General features: G+C 65.2%; 13 protein-coding genes. 4 read left to right on the forward strand and 9 right to left on the reverse strand.

The features are described from left to right. Nucleotide 1: 1 nt before the first annotated feature. From M1D93_RS15935 to M1D93_RS15950, 4 genes are all read right to left on the reverse strand, one after another. Nucleotides 2–874: a carbohydrate ABC transporter permease gene (locus tag M1D93_RS15935; RefSeq protein WP_461172442.1), complete on the reverse strand. Its 873-nt coding sequence runs from the start codon at nucleotides 872–874 to the stop codon at nucleotides 2–4. 2 nt (nucleotides 875–876) lie between these two features. Continuing rightward, the gene (locus M1D93_RS15940) at nucleotides 877–1,851 is read right to left on the reverse strand and encodes an ABC transporter permease (RefSeq protein WP_461172443.1); all 975 of its coding nucleotides are present in this window, start codon (nucleotides 1,849–1,851) and stop codon (nucleotides 877–879) included. Continuing rightward, nucleotides 1,852–3,381 carry an extracellular solute-binding protein gene (locus tag M1D93_RS15945; RefSeq protein WP_461172444.1) on the reverse strand — a complete coding sequence of 510 codons (1,530 nt, stop codon included), beginning with the start codon at nucleotides 3,379–3,381 and terminating at the stop codon, nucleotides 1,852–1,854. 103 nt (nucleotides 3,382–3,484) lie between these two features. Then, nucleotides 3,485–4,168 carry a YesL family protein gene (locus M1D93_RS15950; protein WP_461172445.1) on the reverse strand — a complete coding sequence of 228 codons (684 nt, stop codon included), beginning with the start codon at nucleotides 4,166–4,168 and terminating at the stop codon, nucleotides 3,485–3,487. A gap of 234 nt (nucleotides 4,169–4,402) precedes the next feature. Here M1D93_RS15950 and M1D93_RS15955 point away from each other — a divergent pair, with 234 nt between their 5' ends. Next, on the forward strand, nucleotides 4,403–5,668 hold the full coding sequence (locus M1D93_RS15955) for a Gfo/Idh/MocA family protein (RefSeq protein WP_461172446.1): 1,266 nt from the start codon (nucleotides 4,403–4,405) through the stop codon (nucleotides 5,666–5,668). Nucleotides 5,669–5,704: 36 nt separating this feature from the next. After that, complete coding sequence (locus M1D93_RS15960) at nucleotides 5,705–9,043, forward strand: family 78 glycoside hydrolase catalytic domain (RefSeq protein WP_461172447.1); 3,339 nt, start codon at nucleotides 5,705–5,707, stop codon at nucleotides 9,041–9,043. 79 nt (nucleotides 9,044–9,122) lie between these two features. On the opposite strand, the gene M1D93_RS15965 is transcribed toward M1D93_RS15960, so the two are convergent. From M1D93_RS15965 to M1D93_RS15985, 5 genes are read right to left on the reverse strand one after another with little or no spacing between them, the layout of a single operon-like run. Further along, nucleotides 9,123–10,382, reverse strand: coding sequence for an MFS transporter (locus M1D93_RS15965; protein WP_461172448.1), 1,260 nt, complete (start codon nucleotides 10,380–10,382; stop codon nucleotides 9,123–9,125). Between the two features lie 59 nt (nucleotides 10,383–10,441). Next, nucleotides 10,442–11,071 (reverse strand): Poxvirus protein I5, encoded by a 630-nt coding sequence (locus tag M1D93_RS15970; RefSeq protein WP_461172449.1) that lies wholly within the window; start codon nucleotides 11,069–11,071, stop codon nucleotides 10,442–10,444. Between the two features lie 23 nt (nucleotides 11,072–11,094). Beyond that, nucleotides 11,095–12,012, reverse strand: coding sequence for a carbohydrate ABC transporter permease (locus M1D93_RS15975; RefSeq protein ID WP_461172450.1), 918 nt, complete (start codon nucleotides 12,010–12,012; stop codon nucleotides 11,095–11,097). Then, nucleotides 12,009–12,962 carry a carbohydrate ABC transporter permease gene (locus M1D93_RS15980; RefSeq protein ID WP_461172451.1) on the reverse strand — a complete coding sequence of 318 codons (954 nt, stop codon included), beginning with the start codon at nucleotides 12,960–12,962 and terminating at the stop codon, nucleotides 12,009–12,011. The genes M1D93_RS15975 and M1D93_RS15980 overlap by 4 nt, the downstream gene beginning before the upstream one ends. Before the next feature lie 31 nt (nucleotides 12,963–12,993). Next, nucleotides 12,994–14,286: an ABC transporter substrate-binding protein gene (locus M1D93_RS15985; RefSeq protein ID WP_461172452.1), complete on the reverse strand. Its 1,293-nt coding sequence runs from the start codon at nucleotides 14,284–14,286 to the stop codon at nucleotides 12,994–12,996. A 176-nt stretch (nucleotides 14,287–14,462) separates the two neighbouring features. Here M1D93_RS15985 and M1D93_RS15990 point away from each other — a divergent pair, with 176 nt between their 5' ends. Together M1D93_RS15990 and M1D93_RS15995 are read left to right on the forward strand one after the other, a co-directional pair. Further along, nucleotides 14,463–16,478 (forward strand): beta-galactosidase, encoded by a 2,016-nt coding sequence (locus M1D93_RS15990; protein WP_461172453.1) that lies wholly within the window; start codon nucleotides 14,463–14,465, stop codon nucleotides 16,476–16,478. Nucleotides 16,479–16,629: 151 nt separating this feature from the next. Further along, a complete protein-coding gene (locus M1D93_RS15995) occupies nucleotides 16,630–18,924 on the forward strand; it encodes an HNH endonuclease signature motif containing protein (protein ID WP_461172454.1) in 2,295 nt (764 codons plus the stop codon). The last annotated feature ends 111 nt before the right edge of the window (nucleotides 18,925–19,035 follow it).

Below are 19,035 nucleotides of genomic sequence, written 5' to 3' on the forward strand. Positions count from 1 at the left end.
GTCAGCCCTTTACGGAGCCGATCAGCATGCCTTTGGCGAAGTGTTTTTGCAGGAACGGGTAGAAGATCAGGATGGGCAGGGTTGCCACCACGATGACGGCGAACTTGATGCCCTGTTCGGGCGGGATGTAGGCGGGGTCCACGTTGCCGGTGCCCAGGAGATCCGACGCTGCGGTTACCTGGCGCAGGTACATCTGCAGGGTCCACTTTGAGTTGTCGCTGAGGTAAAGCAGCGGTGACATAAAGTCGTTCCAGATGCCCACGGCGTAGAACAGCGCGAACGTGGCCAGGACGGGCTTGGACAGCGGGAGCAGGATCCGCCAGAGGATCCCGATCTCCGTGGCGCCGTCCATCTTGGCCGATTCCTCCAGCTCCTGCGGAAGTTCCTGGAAGAAGTTCTTGATGATGATGAGGCTGAACGGGTTGATCGCAGCGGGCAGGATCAGGGCCCAGTAGGAGTTCAGCAGGCCCAGGTCCTTCACCAGCAGGAACGTGGGGATCATGCCGCCCGAGAACACCATCGCGAAGACCACCAGGGACAGGATGACTTTGCGCCCGCGCAGGGTGCGTTTGGCCAGCGGGTAGGCCATGGTCACGGTGAAGGCGAGCTGGATCAGGGTGCCGACGGCGGTGACCAGGACGGTGGTAACCAGTGCCCTGGTAAAGGCCGGTGTGGAGAAGATGTACTCGTAGGAGCCCAGGGTGAACTGTTCCGGCCAGACGAAGAACGCCCGCCGGGTGATTTCCGCTTCGGTGGCGAAGGATCCCGCCATAACGTAGATGAACGGCAGCAGGGTGATGATGCCGACCAGGGACAGGAACACGTAGTTCGCGGCGTCGAAGATCCGCCCGCCGGTGGTGTTGTGGATTTTCATGGCTAGAACAGTCCGCTCTGGTTGAAGCGTTTGGCCAGGGCGTTGGTGCCGAAGATCAGCACGAGGCCCACCAGGGATTTGAAGAGCCCGACGGCGGTGGAGTAGCTGTAGGCGCCCTGGGTGATGCCCACGAAGTACACATAGGTGTCGAAAACGTCAGCCGCGGAGCGGTTCAGGGCGTTGGTCATCAGGTAGATCTGCTCGAAGCCGGTGTTGAGCATCTGTCCGATGGCAAGGATCAGCATCACGATGATGGTGGACCGGATCCCGGGCAGCGTGATGTGCCAGACGCGGCGGAACCGGCCGGCGCCGTCGATGATGGCGGCCTCGTACTGGTCCTGGTCCACGGTGGCCAGCGCGGCGAGGAAGATGATGGTGCCCCAGCCGGTGTTCTTCCAGATCTCCTGCAGCACAATCAGGGGCCGGAACCAGTTGGGGTCCGACAGGAAATCGATGTTGGTGCCCATCACCGAGTTCAGGAACAGGAACAGCGGGCCGAAATCCAGGGCAAAAAGCAGGAAGCTCAACGAAGCCACAATGGTCCAGGACAGGAAGTGCGGAATGTAAACGAGCGTCTGGACGGTGCGCTTAAGGATCGAGAGGCGGACTTCGTTCAGCAGCAGCGCCAGGACGATGGTCAGAGGGAACGCGATGCCGAGGTTCAGGAACGCCAGGATCAGGGTGTTGCCCAGCAGCCGCGGGAAATCGGGGTTGGCGAAGAAGTCCTGGAAATGCTGGAACCCCACCCACGGGCTGTCGTTCACGCCCAAAAACGGAACGTAATCCTTGAACGCGATGCTGACCCCGTACATGGGGCCGTAACGGAAGATGGCGAAGTACACCACGCCGGGCAGCAGCAGCAGGTACAGCCACTTGTAGTGCGCAAAGTGGACGGAGAACCTGCCCCGCTTCCGGGGAGCGGACGCAGGAGGCTGCGTCCGCTCCCCGGCTTTGGTGGCAATGACAGGGGCTGTCATTTACTTGTTGTCCTGCCAGAGCTTGTTGATCTCTTCCTTGACCTTGTCGCCACCGCTGGTGTTCCACAGCTTGATGGCGTCCTTCAGGCCCTGCTCATCGATCTGGCCGGCCAGGAACTTGATGCGGGCGTCAGCCACGATGTTGTCCAGCTGGGCGCCCTTGGCGACGTAGGTTGCGGACACATACGGGGCAGCAGGGTTGTAGACGGCGCTCTTCAGGTCTTCGGCCATCACTTCGGTGCGCTTGTCGAAGACCTGCTGTTCGTAGTCGGTGGCCTGCTTGACCGGGTAGAAGGTGTTGCCGGCAACGTTCATGCCGAGCTGTGCGTAGCTCTTGATGTCGGTGTTGACGGCTTTGGCTTCCTCGGTTTCGGGCTTGATGGTGGCAGCCTTGCCGTCCTCAAGCGTGAAGTTCACGCCTTCGATGCCGTTGTTGAGCAGCACGGCCGCGTCCTTGCCGTTCATGGTGTTCAGGAACTCCAGCACGGTCTTCAGTTCAGCCTCGGTGCGGACGCTGGACTTGGGGATTGCCAGGAAGCCGGAGTAGCCGTCGGTGGGGTGGGCGTTCAGCTCGCCGTCCGGGCCTTCGAGGTTGCCAACGAAGCCCACCTTGTTTTCGAAGTTGTTCGGGTCTGCCTGCTTGAACAGGTTGATGAGGACGCTCACCCGGGAGTCGACGTCGACAATGATGCCGCCCTTGCCGTTCAAGAACGGCTCGTTCCACTTGGTGGGGTCGAACGTGGCAAAGTCGGGGTTGATGAGCTTCTCGTCCACCATCTTCTTGACGAACCGGTTGGCTTCCAGGAATTCCCCGGTCTCGAAGCTCGGGATCAGTTTCCCGTCCTTTTCGGTCCAGCGGTTGCCCGCGCCGTACCAGGTCTCGATGAAGTCGTACGGGCTGTTGGTTCCCAGGGCGCCCCACTTGGGGATGGTGATGCCCCAGGTATCGTTCTGGCCGTTGCCGTCCGGATCCTTTTCGGTGAACGCCTTGGCAACCTCGTACAGGTCCTCGGTGGTCTGGGGAGCCTCAAGCCCCAGCTTGTCCAGCCAGTCCTGGCGGAACATCACAGCGGCACGCATGGGGGCGCGGCCGCGGTAAACGCCGTACACCTTGCCGTTAATGCTCGCGTTCTGCTGGATGTCCGGGAAGGTGGTCTTCAAATTCGGGTACTCACCCAGCTTGTCCGTCAGATCCCAGAAGGCACCGGCTTCGGCGTTCTTGACGAAGCCCGGCGTCTTGCCCTGGATGACCATCACGTGGGGGATCTCGGAGGAGGCCAGGGTGATGTTGGTCTTGTCCTCGTAGGAGGCGTTGGGAGCCCAGGTGATGTTGACGTCCTTGCCCGTCAGCTCCTCGAGCTTCTTCTGGACGGCGCCGTCCGCGGAGGGCGGCTGCGCCTCGAGGAAGGGAGCCATGACGTTCACGGTGGAAATGTCCGCGGACTGGGTTTCACCTCCGCCGCAGGCCGTCAGGGTGAGCGCTGTGGCGGTAACGACGGCGGCAGCCAGGGACATTCTTCTGCGGATCATTTTGTTCCTTTTCCACTTCTTCGGGGTTGGTTTTGCTGTCACCGGGCAGCGATGAGCCCGGGAGCAGCGTCAGGTCGGTTTTTGGTTGGGTCGGGCTGGCGTTTCAGCGCGCCAGCAGTGCCTGGTGATGGTTTAGGGAGGCGGCAGGGGCCTGCTGTTGCTCGTGGACGGCGGCCATGGAGTCATCGTTGGCGGTAAAAAAGCGGTCGCACAGCCACCCGGTCAGGAACAGCCAGGCTCCGATGCTGAAGAAGGGAATCAGGCCCGGGACTGCACCGCTTGCATAGACGACGGCTGCAGAGACGAACAGCAGGATGACTGTCCCCGCGAGGTGCCGGAGGGCGAAGCGTGACGACATCAGGAAGTACTGGGCCACGGGAAGCTCGTACCGGGCAAACATGGGGAACAGGTAGCACGCTGCCCCGGCAACGAAGATGGCTCCGACAAAAGTTGCAGCGGCAGCAAACTGGGGCAGGAGCCCGCCAGAGCCGGAGAAGTAGTTCCAGTTCATGGCAAGGGCAACGGCCACTCCCATGATGGGGAGGGCCAGCGCGTTGCCGCGGACGAAGTTGCGGCAGTACTCCTGGGCAAAACCAGGCAGCAGGCGTGCGGCTTCGCCCCTGGCCCTTTTACGGACCAGGACCTGTGCGGCTGCGGTGGCCGGACCGGCACCGAGGACACCGAGTCCCAGGACGGTGAAGGCGAGCCACAGCATGTTCAGGCAAGCAATCCACAGGAGGGTGTCAAAGAATGAGTATGCGCGGGCACTCCACGACGACGTGGACATGGCACGGCTCCCTTCGTTCTCCATCGTTGCAGAAACGGGACCAGAGTGGCCCACGTCACGGAAGTAATCGGTTTCTCGAAATCTAGACCGCTTCCACAGGGCAGGTCAAGCTAGTTTTTGAATCGTTACATAACTGGACTGCGCGCCCGATCGTGCCGCACACTGGAAAGCGGAAAGCGCTTGCCTGAAGGCGCTTCTGGAAACAGCGGCCCTCTCGGGGCGGAATGGAGCACCATGGGAACGCCAGCCGGCACCGTCGCCGGGGCCCAACCCCGGGACCTCGACAGCTCAGTACCAGCCGGAACGCAGCAAGCTGGCCGGCCTGCTGCGGAGCAGCCGGGCCCGCGCGCTTCCAAGGTGGCACTGGTAGGTGTCCACGGCTTCGGTACCCACCATCTGCGGAACCTTGAGCGCCTCCAGGCGGCCGGCGTCGTCGACCTTGTTGCCGTTGCCGACCCCAATCCCCCCGCGCCTGGCACGGTCCCTGCAACAGCCCACGTCTTTCCGGGCCTGGCTGAACTGCTCGCGGAGACCAGCGGCCTGGACCTCATCATTGTGGCCACCCCCATCCAGACCCATGCCCCGCTGGGCCTGGCAGCACTGGCCACCGCCGCTGATCTCTACCTGGAGAAACCGCCGGTCGCGTCGCTCGCGGACTTCAACCGGCTTTGCGACGCTGCCGCAGCCAGTGGACGCAGCGTCCAGATCGGCTTCCAGAGCCTGGGTTCCCACGCACTGCAAGCCATTGAAGGCATACTCGCCGACGGAACCATCGGCAGGCTGGAGGGTATCTCGGCCACCGGCCGCTGGGTCCGGGACCGGGCCTACTACAAGCGGTCCCGCTGGGCCGGTAAACGCACCATCGACGGCGTGGATGTGGTGGACGGCGTAGCCACCAACCCCCTTGCGCACGCGGTGGCAACAGCCCTTCGGATTGCGGGAGCACGCACCACCGCAGACATTGCTTCGATTGAGACCGAGCTATACCGAGCCAACGACATCGAGTCCGATGACACCTCGGTGATCCGGATCCGCACCGGCTCAGGGCTGCCCATCACCTGCGCCCTGACGCTGTGCGCCACCGAATCCGTGGAACCCTACGTGACCCTGCAAGGCTCGAAGGGCACCGCCATCTTCCACTACACCGAGGACCGGCTCGCTGTGGAAACGGCCGAAGGCAGCTCCGAGGAAGTGTTCGGCAGGGACGACCTGACCGAAAACCTGCTGGCCCACCGCAACAGCGGCGCTCCGCTCATCAGCCCGCTCCTGGAAAGCGGCGCTTTTATGCTCGTCCTGGAAGCCATCCGGACCGCTCCCCTGCCGGCGCCCATCGACGAGGCGTACCTCCGGTGGGAAGGCGAGGGCGATGCGGCGCACGCTGTGCTCGTCGGAATCGAGGATGCCCTGGCACGTGCCGCGGGGCAGCACGCCACCTTCAGCGAACTCGGGCTCCCCTGGGCCGGTACCGCCCCGCACGCCTTCACCCTGCCGGTTTCCTGAATGCCACGCATCCCAGCTGCACAGCCGGTGACTTCCGTGACCGCACAGGGGCAGCTGCAGGCCACCCACCTGTTGACCGACGGGCTCTCCCCCTGCCTGACCGCGGGAGCACGCCCATCGTTCAGCTGGCAGCTCGGACAGCCCGAGGATTCGGATCCGTCCCGTGCCCGGCAGACCGGCTACGAGATCGTGGTGGAGGACGGAGCGGGGTCCCCGGTGTGGAATTCCGGCCAGGTTGCCTCAGACTGCCCCGTCACTGCTGCTCATGAAGGACGCGCGCTCGACGACGATGCGGACTACGCGTGGCGGGTCCGGGTGTGGGACGCGGCAGGCCTGCCGGGGCCGTGGTCGCAGCCGCAGCAGTTCAGCACCGGCCTCTCCGAGGCCGGGTGGGGAGCGGACTGGGTGCACCGTGCGCCGGGCGGCCGAGCTCCGCTGGAGATCCTGGACGGGGCGCTGCGCGTAGCCGGCACGCCGTTCCTGCCCATCCCCTGCCCTCCGCTTCGGGCCTTTCGGTTGCAGGCACGCGTCCGGCCCATGATGGGCATGGCCGGGCTCATCATCCGAAGCTCCGGTCCCGGCACGGGGCTGCTGCTGGAACTCAATGCCGCCGGCGAGGCAGTGCTTCGCCGGGCCGCCGAGTGGGAGATTCCCGTGCCGTCGGCCCCCGCCACCGAGGTCCTCGCCAGCGCCCAGGCAGGCCCTGTGCCCAAGGAATGGCGGGACCTGGACGTCACCGACGACGGCGAGGCCATCACCGTTGCCGCGGACGGCGTCGAACTCCTGGCCTGGAAAGAGGCCTTAGCCCCCGGAGGGCACGGCCGGCTGGCCCTTCACCAGGCGCCGCGCAGCCAGGCCGAATATATATCGCTCCACGTCACGGGCACCTCCAACGAAACCGCCGGCGAGCTGCTGCTCGACCATCAATTCGGCGCCGGCACGGACCTTGCCCGCGCAAACCTCGCGCACTGGGCCGGCACCACAGCCCACCGCCAGCCGGATGAATGGACGCTGTTCAGCACCACCGTGAAGCTCACCGGCACGGTGGCCAGGGCCCGCCTCTTTGTGGCGGCGAACCATCACGCCCGGCTCACACTGGGCGGCACCACATGCCTGAGCACCACGTCCTTTGGCTACCCCGGCGAAGGGTATTACGACGCCGCGGACGTCACCGGACTGCTCACCGGGCTGCCCAGCGGGCTTTCGGACGGCACGGCTGGGACGGACGGCACCGCTGGCACCGCGGGCCCTTCGCAGGACGTGGAGGTGCCGCTGACGGCGCTGCTGCACTGGTACGGACCCGGCCAGGGCCGCGCCGCCGGCCTCCCGGGCCTGCTGGTCCGCCTCAGTGTTGACTACGCTGACGGCCGGCGCGAGGTTTTTGCGTCCGGCCCGGACTGGCTGGCGTCCGAGGCGCCCTACCGGCAGTCGGGCTACCGCAATGACGAGGGTGACCCCGTGGAGCACCTGGACGGACTCGCCGCAGCCGCCCTGCCCGCCGTCGAACAGATGCCTCCCGCGCTGAGCTACGGCAGCCACCCTTGCCCCGAGTTCCCCGCACTGCATCCGCGACGGACGGTGCTGGCGGAAGAGTTTGCGGCGCCGCAGGCGTTCCTGACAGCCGACGACGGAACGCTGGTGGCGGACTTCGGCCAGGTCATTCCCGGCCGGCCCGAGGTGGACTTCCTCAACGGCATCCCCGGCCGCACCGTCATGATCCGGGCGGGGTACGTTTTGGGCCCGGACGGCAGGGTGGACACCGGCAGGACCGCCAGCCAGAACACCGACATGTCCTTCCCCTACACCCAGACCACGGGGCCGCAGCAGTACCGGGCCACGGTGCACTTGGGCTTCCGGTACCTGGAACTGCCCGGCGTGGACGCCGCGGACCTGTCCAGGGTGGGCACCGTGGTGGTCCACGGCCGGCACCCCGGCGAGGGGACGTTCACCAGTTCCGATGCCGCCCTAAACGACGTGTTCCGGCTGCTGCGGGATTCGGCGCTTTACGGAGTGCAGGAGCAGTTCGTGGACACGCCCACCCGGGAGAAGGGCCAGTTCCTGGCGGACGCCGTCAACATCTCCTACGCCACCATGTCCCTCTTCGGCGAACACGCGTACACCGCCCAGGCGCTGCGGGAGTTCGGCTGGTCGGCCGCCCGCTACTGGACCGACGGAGCAGACAAGGGGCGCTACAACGCCGTCTACCCCAACGGCGACGGCAAACGGGACATCCCCGATTTCTCGCTGATGATCCCGGAGTGGGCCGAGGAGTACCACCACCGCACGGGAGATCTGGCCCTGGTCAGGGAGCTGCTGCCGCACCTCTGCGACACCGCGGACTACGCCCTGCGGTACATCCCCGTGGAGGGCCCGACGGCGGGACTCGTCACCGAACTGGGTGGCGGCTCCGGCCCCTACCTCCACGGCATCGTGGACTGGCCGGCCCCGGGCCGCTTCGGCTACGACATGGACTGCGCCGCCAAGACCACCGTCAATGTGCAGGCCTACTCGGCCCTCATCTCAACCTCCCGGCTTTGCGCCCTGGCCGGCCAGGAGGACACCGCCGTCGAGTACGCCCGGCAGGCCCGCACCCTGGCAGGGGCCATCCGCACCCGCCTCCGCGTGGACGGTGTGATGGTGGACGGCCTCTTCGCCGACGGCACGCCCAGCTCCCACGCCTCCCAGCACGCCACGTCCTTCCCGCTGTCGCTGGGGATCACCCGGCCTGGGCAGGCGCGGACTGATGCCTTGCGAATTGCCGGGATGGGCATGCGGCAGGGACCCCTGACGGTGCATCGGCTGGTCCGGGCCCTGCTGTCCCAGAACCTCACGGATGCCGTCCTGGACCTGCTGACCACCAAAGACCAGCCTGGCTGGGCGAGGCTCCTTGAGCGCGGCGCCACCTTCACGTGGGAAGCCTGGGACCTGGCCGAAGGCACGGACTACAGCCAGTCCCACGCCTGGTCCGCCTCAGTGGTCAAGGAGATCCTCGAGCACCTCCTCGGCGTTCGATACGCCACGCCGGGGGGCTTTGAACTCGTGGTCGAACCGCCGCTCTGCCGGCTGGAATATGCCCGCGGTACTGTTCCGGCAGGCAGCGGCGACGTGGAGGTCAACTGGAGCCGGGACAACGGCCTGGTGCGCCTGGAATGCACGGTCCCGGCCGGCGTTACCGCGGTAGTCCGGTTGCCGGCCGGCACCTACGGAATCAAGGGGCCGGCCGCGGATGCCGCCGTCGAATCTTCAGCGCGGGCCAGCGCCACCGTAGGCAGCACGAGTCCCGGCGGCGGGTCGGCCGCGAACGGGGAAACGATGGACTTTCGAATCCATCCCGGCTCCTGGACTTTCACGCCGGCAGCTCATTCCCCCGCCTAATCCCAACTAGGTAGCACTAAGTGTCGTTATGAGCGCCCATAACGACACTTGCTGCTACTTAGTTGAGTGGGCCAGGCGCCTAGTCCCTTTGTTTCCGGGAGTTCAGCCACAGCAGCAAACCGATGACGGCTGCTGACACCATGCCCAGCGCACCAGTGGTCACCAGCCCCAGCCGTACGCCGAACTGCTCGGTCAGCCAGCCGGCCAGCAGCCCGCCCAGGGCATGTCCTCCCAGCAGCAGCGGCAGGTACAGTGCCATCACCCTGCCGCGGATCTCCGGGCCGGCCTCCAGCTGCACGGCGGTGGCGGCGCTGGTCAGGAACAGGAGGGTCATCAGGCCCACCACCACAAGCATGACAATGAAGAGGGTGAGGCTGGGCATCAAGGCAGCTACCAGCTGGGAGAGCCCGAAGAGGCCTGCAGCCAGCACGATCCCCTTCCGGCCCAGGCTCCGGAGGCGGGCGGCCAGCAGCGCACCGGCCAGGGCTCCGATGGCACTGACGGTGTTGAACAGGCCGAACCCTTCGACGCCGTTGTGCCAGACCCGTTCGGCAAAGGCGGCCAGCACCACGGGCCCGTTCATGCCGAACATCCCCAGGAGTCCGGCCAAGGCAATAACCAGCAACAGCGAAGGCCGTTCCCGCACATAGCGGAATCCCGCCAGGAGCTGACCCCTCCCCCGTTCCGCAGGAATGCCCGGGTGCAGCTCGGCCGGGCGGATAGCGGCGATCAGGCAAAGCACCAGCAGGCACAGCAGTGAGTTCGCGGCGAACGCTGCGGCCGATCCGACCTGTGCAATAACGATTCCAGCCAACGCAGGCCCGGCCATGGCGCCCAGCTGGCCGATGGCATTGTTGATGCCGATTGCCGGCCTGAGGGCGGCATCGCCCACCACTTCATTGACGAACACCTGGCTGGCGGGCTGGTTGATGGCTGACGTTACGCCCAGCGCCACGCAACTGGCGTAGACGGCCCAGACCGTAATGGTTCCAGTCGCGGCCCACACGGCGAGGGCCAGGGCGAGGAAGGCAATGACGGCCTGGCAAACCATCATGATCCGGCGTTTGGGAAACATGTCCACGAGCAACCCGCTGAGGGGTCCCACAATCAGCATCGGCAGGAACTGCAGTGCCACCGCCACACCCACGGCGGCCGGGCTGCCGGTCAGCCGCAGCACCAGCCAGTCCTGGGCCAGCCGCTGCATCCACACGCCCACACTGCCGGTGAACACGAGGGCCAGGAAGAGCCGGTAGTTGCGAAGCTTGAGGGTCTGGTACCAAGGAGGCTGACTCTTCGTCGAGCGGAGGGACTGTTCGGAACGCTGGCGGTCGGAAGACACGTCGGACTCAACTCACATTAGTGACGGGCAGAACCAGGAAGTGTTTTTGTTTGGGTGTTTCAGGAGCGCGTGGCGCGCAGTTTGACTGCTGCGGCGGCGAGGATCAGGGTGCCGGGAACCACCACAAAGAGCGCCGCCAGCATCCAGACGAACACCACTGCCCCGAAGAGCGCGGCGGCCAGCAGGAGGGACCCGCTCCAGTCCTTCAGGGACAGGGCCTGGCCGGTCTCCAGGGCGGAGCGCCAGGCGCGGGGGGCGTCGGCGCGGGAGCCTGCGACGTCGGACCACGCTGCGGCGGTGCGCAGGAGCACAATGGCTGCCGCAGCAGCAAGGATCAGGGTTGCCGGAAGCACCACTTCCCGGCCCGGCAGCTGCCCTACCCACGCGAGCAAAAGGTTAAGGACAATCACGACGGCGGCTGCCGCCGTCGTGATTCCAAGTTTCCAGCTGCCCGGCAGGGCAGCCTTGAAGGTACCCCAGAGGCCGCGGACTGAATCGTCCCGGCCGGCGAGGTGCCGCTCCAGATGGGCGATCCCCGCCGCATATGCGGCGGGGATCGTCACCAGCGGAATGGACAGCACCAGCACCAGCACCCCTGCCAGGAGGGTCTCGGAGAACAACGCGAAGCGGTTTACCGGGACGGGTTCGTGGTGGTTCGGGGCGGGTGTGGTGCTGTCCATGACGCTCATTTTCTATCTCGGTTTCCGGGCGGTCAGCCCTTGAGTCCCTGGGTGGAGACGCCTTCGACAATGTACCGCTGGAACACCAGGAAGAAGATCAGCACCGGCAGCAGGGCCAGGACGGACATGGCGATCATTGCGCCGTAGTCCGAGCTTTGGGTCTGGTCCACGAAAAGGCGCAGGGCCAGCGGCAGCGGGTACTTTTCCGGGGTGTTCAGGTAGAGCAGCGGGCCCAGGAAGTCGTTCCAGCTCCAGATGAAGGAGAAGATCGACGTGGAGATCAGGGCCGGCTTCATCAGCGGCAGCATGATGGAGGTAAAGATCCGGACGTGGCCGGCGCCGTCGATCCTGGCGGCCTCGTCCAGCTCACCGGGCAGGTTGCGCATGAACTGGACCATCAGGAACACGAAGAACGCGTCGGCGGCGAGGAACTTGCCGATCAGCAGCGGCACGTACGTGTCCACCAGGCCCAGCTGCTGGAACACGATGTACTGCGGGATGATCACCACGTGGAACGGCAGGAGCAGGGTTGCGATCATCATGCCGAAGAACACGCTGCGGCCCGGGAACTTGATCCGGGCGAACGCGTACGCTGACACGCTCGCCGAGAGGACGGTTCCCACCACTGCACCAATGGCCAGGATCAGCGAGTTGGTGAAGAACTGCAGAGTGGATACGCCACCGATGCCCTCCATGGCCGTGACGAAGTTGTCGAAGCTGAAGTTGTTGGACCACAGCGACGTGTTCGCTCCGCCAATCTCGGCATTCGGTTTGAACGAGGAGGCGATCATCCACAGGCCCGGGTACAGGACCACGGCCGTCAGGGCGAGGGCCACCACGTGGAAGAAGGTGCTTTTGGCGCGCTTTGCCCCTGCCGATTCGGACTTGGGATTGTAGTTCAGCGCCTGTGCGTCCGTGGCGGACTGGGTGGGAGTTGCCGTGGTTGTCATTTTGCATCACCGCTGTAGTGGACCCAGGACTTGGACGTGCGGAAGAAGATCAGGGTGATGATGCCGACGACGATTACCAGCAGCCAGGCCATCGCCGAGGCGTAGCCCATCCGGAAGTCGCTGAAGCCCCGCAGGTACAGGTAGAGGGTGTAGAAGAGGGTGGAGCCGGCCGGGCCGCCTTCACCGTTGGAGATGATGTAGGCCGAGGCGAAAATCTGGAACGCGTGGATGGTTTCCATCAGCAGGTTGAAGAAGATCACCGGGGAAAGCATGGGCCAGGTGATGTTGAAGAACTTCCGCACCGGGCCGGCACCATCCATGGATGCCGCTTCGTAGAGATCGGCCGGGATCTGCTTCAAGCCGGCGAGGAAGATCACCATCGGGGCACCGAACTGCCACACGGTCAGCAGGATGAACATGGGCATGGTCATCGAGGGGTTGCCCACCCAGCCGCCCAGGTTGATGCCGAAGAAGGACAGGCCCTGGTCCACCGGGCCGGAATCGCCGAACATGGCTTTCCAGACGATGGCAATGGAAACGGAAGCACCGATCAGGGACGGGGCGTAGAACGCTGAGCGGTAGAAACCCTGGCCGCGGCGCTTGCTGTTCAGGAGCATCGCCACTGCCAGTGCTGCGGCGAGCTTGAGCGGGGTACCGAAAACCACGTAGCCCACGGTGACGCCCACCGACTGCAGGAACCGTTCGTCCTGGAAGAGGGTGGTGTAGTTCTCCAGGCCGATCCACTTGGGCGGATCGAACAGGTTGTAGTTGGTGAAGGACAGGTAGAGCGAGGAAATCATGGGCCCAACAGTGAGGGCGATGAATCCCAGCAGCCAGGGCAGCAGGAAGGTGTAGCCGGCGCGGGCATCCGCCCCGCGCTGCCGCGACTTGCGCGGCAGCGGGGAGCCGGACTGTGCCGAACGCCTGCTCAATGTTGGGCTTTGAGTCACGAGTTCAATCCGTCAGTTGTGAAAGCCTGGATCAGGCATTCTGCTTGATGAGGTCTTCGGCTTCCTTGAACCATGCGTCGGTGGCGCCGTCGATGGTCAGCTTGCCGTAGTTCAGGTCCGAGCTGACGCGCTTGAAGGAAGCCTCGAGGGTGCCGAAGCCCACGATGGGCGGCTCTGGAGCGTCCTTGAGGTACTGCTCGATGGACTTTTCGTAATCCACCACGAGCTTGTCGGTGCCTTCGAAGGTGGTGCCGTCACGCTGGGTCTTCGACGCCGGAACACCGCGGGAGGTCTTGAAGATCTGGCCTACCTCGGGATCGTTGACCATAAAGTCGATGAAGCGGGCAGCGGCATCCTTGAACTTGGTCTTGGCGCTGGCGACCATCAGCATGGAGGGCTTGAGGAACAGGCCCAGGTTGTCCGCGTCGTCCGAGGGCGGCGGGACCAGCTTGAGTTCCTTGGCGCCGCTGTCCGCGAGGTAGCCGGCCATGAAGTTGTCCCAGGTGACTTCGGTGGCGGTGACGTTTGAACCGAAGGGAGATTTCGGGGCGAGCTGGGTGACGCGCTCTTCGGTGATGATGGCCGGGGTGCCGCGCAGGCCCGCCGTCGTGTTCCACCACTTCTTCATGTCGTCCTTGGTGAAGCCGAGCTTGCCGTCCTCGGTGAAGGCCTCGATGTTGTTCTGGCGCAGCCAGATGTTGAACATCCACCACACACCGGTGTAGTCGGTCGAGCCGAAGATCGCGCTGTCGCTCTTGGCGCCGACCTCGGTCAGGAAGTCGTTGAATTGCTTGTAGGTCCACTTGCCGGTGGGCTCTGCGATGCCCAACGAGGCCAGCTTGGCCGGATCGTAGTAGACAGCGAAGGCGTTGGTGCTGGTGGGGATGCCGTAGGTCTTGCCCCTGATCTGGCCCGAGGGCAGGAGGGACTTGTCAAAAGCGTCCGTGTTGATGTTGACGGTGCCGAGGTCCAGGAGCTGGTTGCGCTGGCCGTAGTCGCGCAGGTAGGACAGGTCCCACTGCATAACGTCCGGCAGGCCGCCGCCGGCTGCCTCGGTGGCACGCTTCTGCCAGTAGCCGGCGAAGTCGGTGAAGTTGCCGTTGACCTTGATGTCCGGGTTCTTCGACTCGAACAGGGCGATCGCCTTGCGGGTACGCTCGGCGCGGTCGTCGTTGCCCCACCAGGTGTAGTTGATGGTTACGGGGTTCTCGGCGGAGCCGGTCTCTCCTGCACTGGTGCTGGCGCCTGTTCCGCAGGCCGCCAGAGCTGCGGCAGATGCGGTGCCGACGGCTACGGTGGTGAGGAAATGCCTTCTGTTAATCATGAGAGCCTCCTTGCTCGATGTGTGCAATCCCAGTCGCCCAATCTACAACGCGAGTAGTGAGCTGGCTTACACGGCTTCTGAAACGATACAATATCCGCATTCCCGGAAATGGGCAAGCGTTTTCCAAAGATCTGATTTCCAGCCACTTCCACTCTCGCAGCAGACAAAGGAGTCCCATGACTTTGCAGGAAACCCCCAGCCCGGCCAGTGTCTGGAACAACATCGAAGGTATCGCCTACGGCGGCGACTACAACCCGGAACAGTGGCCGGTCAGTGTCCGCCTGGAGGACCTGGAGCTGATGAAGGAAGCCGGCGTGAGCTTCCTCAGCGTGGGCATCTTCTCCTGGGCACTGCTGGAGCCGGAAGAGGGCAAGTACCACTTCGACTGGCTGGATGAGGTGCTGGACAACCTGGCGGGAATCGGCGTGGAGGTAGCCCTGGCCACTGCCACGGCCGCTCCCCCTGCCTGGCTGGTGCGCAAGCATCCGGAAATCCTGCCCGTCACGGCGGACGGAACCGTGCTGGGACCGGGCTCGCGGCGGCACTACACGCCGTCGTCGGCCGTTTACCGCCGCTACGCAACCGGCATCACGCGGGTGCTGGCGGAGCGCTACAAGGACCATCCCGCCCTTGCACTCTGGCACGTGGACAACGAACTCGGCTGCCACGTTTCCGAGTTCTACGGGGAAGAAGATGCCGCCGCTTTCCAGGGCTGGCTGGAGCGGCGGTACCGGAACATCGGCGCCCTCAACGCCGCTTGGGGAACGGCGTTCTGGTCCCAGAACTACGCTTCGTTCGCTGAGATCCTGCCGCCCGGCGCTGCGCCCTCCACCTTAAACCCGGGCCAGCAACTGGACTTCCAGCGCTTCAACTCCTGGGCGCTGATGGACTACTACCGGGAACTTGTGGCCGTCCTGCGCGAGGTCACGCCCGGGGTCCCCTGCACCACCAACCTGATGGCATCCAGCGCCACAAAGTCCATGGACTACTTTGACTGGGCCAAGGACCTGGACGTCATCGCCAACGACCACTACCTGGTTGCCGCCGATCCCGAACGGCAGATTGAACTGGCGTTCAGCGCCGATCTAACCCGCGGCATTGCGGGAGGTGACCCGTGGATCCTGATGGAACATTCGACGTCGGCCGTCAACTGGCAGCCGCGCAACCAGCCGAAGATGCCCGGTGAAATGCTGCGCAACTCGTTGGCCCACGTGGCGCGGGGTGCGGACGCGGTGATGTTTTTCCAGTGGCGGCAGAGCTTCGCCGGTTCCGAAAAGTTCCACTCGGCGATGGTGCCGCACGCTGGTCGGGACACGCGCGTGTGGCGCGAGGTGGTTGACCTTGGCGCGGCCCTGAAGCGGATTGCCCCCGTGCGTGGCTCGCGGGTGGAATCACGCGTGGCCATTGTGTTCGACTACGAGGCCTGGTGGGCGAGCGAGATCGACTCCAAGCCGAGCCAGGACGTGAAGTACCTGGACCTGCTGCGGGCCTTCCACCGGTCGCTGTTCCTGCGGGGCGTATCGGTGGATATGGTGCACCCGTCAGCCTCGCTTGAGGGTTACGACCTCGTCCTGGTGTGCACCCTGTACGCGGTCACCGACGAGGCGGCAGCCAACATTGCGGCTGCCGCTGCCGCCGGCGCCACCGTGCTGGTGAGCTATTTCAGCGGCATCGTGGACGAGAAGGACCACGTGCGGCTGGGTGGGTACCCGGGTGCCTTCCGCGAACTGCTCGGCCTGCGCGTGGAGGAGTTCCACCCGCTACTGGCGGGCGCGCAGCTGAAATTGAGCGACGGCGGCGTCTCCTCCATTTGGAGCGAACATGTCCACCTTGCCGGGGCCGAAGCCGTCCAGACCTTCACCGAGTATCCGCTGGAGGGCGTGCCATCGCTGACGAGGCGGGCCGTGGGTGCAGGGTCGGCGTGGTACCTGGCCACCTTCCCGGACCGGGACGGCGTGGAGGCGGTGGTGGACCGGCTGCTGGAGGAGTCAGGTGTTGGGCCCGTTGCAACGGCCGATCCGGGCGTGGAACTGACGCGCCGGCGTTCGGCCGATGGCCGCAGCTACCTGTTTGCCATCAACCACTCCCGTTCCTCCGGGGCCGTCCAGGCTGCCGGCGTTGACCTGCTCTCAGGGGAGCCGTTCGACGGTGTTGTGCCTGCCGGCAGTGTTGTGGTGGTTGCCGAGGACTGACCTGATTTTTGCTGGCCCCGGTCGTGGCTCTCTTGCCTGCGGCCGGGGCTGGTTTCCTTTTCGTTGGCGCCCCCTGCAGGGGCAGCGGCGGGTTATCCACATAGCGTCTTTTGCGGGCAGTTTTGTCGGTGGTCTTTGGCAGAGTTGTCCTATGGAAGCCATTGGGGATCAGCTTGAGGAGTACGGCGGTTCCACTGCTGTGCTCACTCGGGCTGGTGGCACTTCCTCGCGTGGCTCAGTGGCGTCCGACGGCGACTCCGGCCTGGGTTGCCCAGGCCGGCTACGTGCCGTTCCCGGCCAGCCCGCACAATGCGAGGGTGAGGCCCCCGTTGTGGCTCTCCTCCAGCCGGGCAACCCGTCCGGTGCGGATGAATCCCTTGGTGCGGAGTCGCTTCCGGCTGACAAACTGTCCGGTAGAGATGAATCCGTTGCTGCACAGCCGCTTCCGGCTGACAACCCGCCCGGTGCAGGTGAATCCGATGCTGCGGAATCGTTTCCGGCTGGCAGCCCGTCCGGTGGTCTTGGGCTGCTTAGCCTGAGCGAGATCGGCGGGTTACTGGCTGCTGCGGCTGCTGCTGCCCCCACGATGCTTGCGGCCGCCGATTACGTTGAGGCCGCCGATTTTGCCGGGCACGTGGAGGACTTCTCCCGGTCCGTGGAGTACCTGCAGATCCTGGCCGCCGGGACAGTGGACCGGACCCGCACACAGGCCATTGCCGCCGCTGACGCCGCCCGAGCGGGCCGCTCCCGGACGGGCAAGGGCTGGGTCACCGGCTGGGACAACGGCGCCGAAACCCTGAACGAAACAGACGCCGCCTGGCCCGAAGAACCGGCGCCACGTGATTTAACTGCCGTTGGCTTAGAGGCCAGCGGTTCAAGCGGTTCGGCGGCCAGCGGTTCGGTGGCCAGCGGTTCGGTGGCCAGCGGTTCAACAACCAGCTACACGGTGGCCAGCGATACGGCGGCCAGTTGTTCTGAGGCCGACGGCGTCCGGAGCCCGATCGAGTCAGACCGCCCCGGCCGGGTCGTCACCTCACCTGCCGATGACGGGTGCGCCAACACTGCAGAGTTCCTGCGGCTGCGGTTGCGGATCGCCAAGAGCGAAGCCCACCGCCGGCTCGCCCTCGCAGCAGACATCCTCCCCACCACCACCCTCACCGGCGACATCATCCCAGCCACCCGCGAACACCTCGCCGCAGCCCTCACACCCACACCTGCACCTGCACCTGCCGGCACCGTCAAGGACAGCGAGGACGAGGGCGAGGACACCGCTGACACCGCTGACACCGGCGACGAAACGCCAACTGCCTGGGCTGCTACCAGCCCGGCGGTCTCTTCCCGGGCCGGGACCATCATCAGTCTGACCCTGAACCGGCTACGCCACCTCGTCACACCCGAGCGGCTGGTCCTGATCGAGGAAAACCTCACCAGCACAGCCGCCACCGCCGACCCGGACTTCCTTGCCCGCGTCGCCCGCCGCTGGGCCGATACCATCGACGCCGACGGCACCGAACCCAGCGAAGAAGCCCTCCGCCACAGCCAAGGCGCCTTCATCCGCAAACCCCGCCACGGCCTGCACCACATCGAAATCTTCGCCACCACCGACCAGTACGAACACCTCCTCACCGTCATGAACACCGCCACCAACCCCCGCACCACCACACCCACCACCGGCACAGACACAGACACATACACAGGCACAGGCACCGGCACGAGCGGCGGGACCGGCACAGGCGCAGGCATTGGCGCTGGTGCTGTCACCGGCCGGGGTCCCTGGCGGGACGGCGACGTGGACCTGGACCGGCGCACCCGGCCCCAGAAACAACTCGAGGGACTCATCGGCGCCGTCAAAACCGCCCTGGCCACCAACACCCTGCCCGCCACCGGCGGCAACCGCCCCCAAATCATCGCCACCATCAACTACCAGGACCTCCTCCTCCACCCCGAAGGCAATCCCCCAAAAACCGGCACAGCCACCGGCACCGGCACCTGCACGGGTACCGGGACCGGGAACTTCGCCTTCACCGGCCCCGTCGCCGCCGCCACAATCCGCAAAATCGCCTGCGACGCCGACATCATCCCCGCCCTCCTGGGCACCCACAGCGAAATCCTGGACCTTGGCCGCAAAACCCGGCTCTTCAGCCCAGCCCAACGCCAAGCCATCACCGCCCGCGACCAAGGCTGCACCTTCCCCAACTGCACCATCCCCGCCCCCTGGTGCGAAGCCCACCACATCACCTACTGGTCCCAAGGCGGCACCACCAACGTCGACAACGGCGCACTCCTGTGTTCAGGCCACCACCACCTGATCCACAAAGAACAATGGACAATCACCATCATCAACGGCACCCCCTGGTACACACCCCCAAAACACCTCGACCCACACCAAAAACCCCAACAAAACACCTACTTCAAACCACCACCCCCACCAACACCCCAGGACTGAACGCCCGGCGGGAAGGGCAGTTTAAACAGCTCCGTCCCGGGAGGAACCAATGGTTCCCACCGGGACGGAGCTGCCACCCGCCGTCGGACATTATGGGCGGAGGAGGCGTCC

It is taken from the genome of Arthrobacter sp. Z1-9 (assembly GCF_054792695.1).

What these genes read in the sequence shown, in the direction of transcription:
- M1D93_RS15970 (WP_461172449.1), bottom strand. Translation starts at nt 11,071, where the DNA reads ATGAGCGTCATGGACAGCACCACACCCGCCCCGAACCACCACGAACCC.
- M1D93_RS15950 (WP_461172445.1), bottom strand. Translation starts at nt 4,168, where the DNA reads ATGTCCACGTCGTCGTGGAGTGCCCGCGCATACTCATTCTTTGACACC.
- M1D93_RS15945 (WP_461172444.1), bottom strand. Translation starts at nt 3,381, where the DNA reads ATGATCCGCAGAAGAATGTCCCTGGCTGCCGCCGTCGTTACCGCCACA.
- M1D93_RS15995 (WP_461172454.1), top strand. Translation starts at nt 16,630, where the DNA reads ATGGAAGCCATTGGGGATCAGCTTGAGGAGTACGGCGGTTCCACTGCT.
- M1D93_RS15935 (WP_461172442.1), bottom strand. Translation starts at nt 874, where the DNA reads ATGAAAATCCACAACACCACCGGCGGGCGGATCTTCGACGCCGCGAAC.
- M1D93_RS15985 (WP_461172452.1), bottom strand. Translation starts at nt 14,286, where the DNA reads ATGATTAACAGAAGGCATTTCCTCACCACCGTAGCCGTCGGCACCGCA.
- M1D93_RS15990 (WP_461172453.1), top strand. Translation starts at nt 14,463, where the DNA reads ATGACTTTGCAGGAAACCCCCAGCCCGGCCAGTGTCTGGAACAACATC.
- M1D93_RS15955 (WP_461172446.1), top strand. Translation starts at nt 4,403, where the DNA reads ATGGGAACGCCAGCCGGCACCGTCGCCGGGGCCCAACCCCGGGACCTC.
- M1D93_RS15940 (WP_461172443.1), bottom strand. Translation starts at nt 1,851, where the DNA reads ATGACAGCCCCTGTCATTGCCACCAAAGCCGGGGAGCGGACGCAGCCT.
- M1D93_RS15975 (WP_461172450.1), bottom strand. Translation starts at nt 12,012, where the DNA reads ATGACAACCACGGCAACTCCCACCCAGTCCGCCACGGACGCACAGGCG.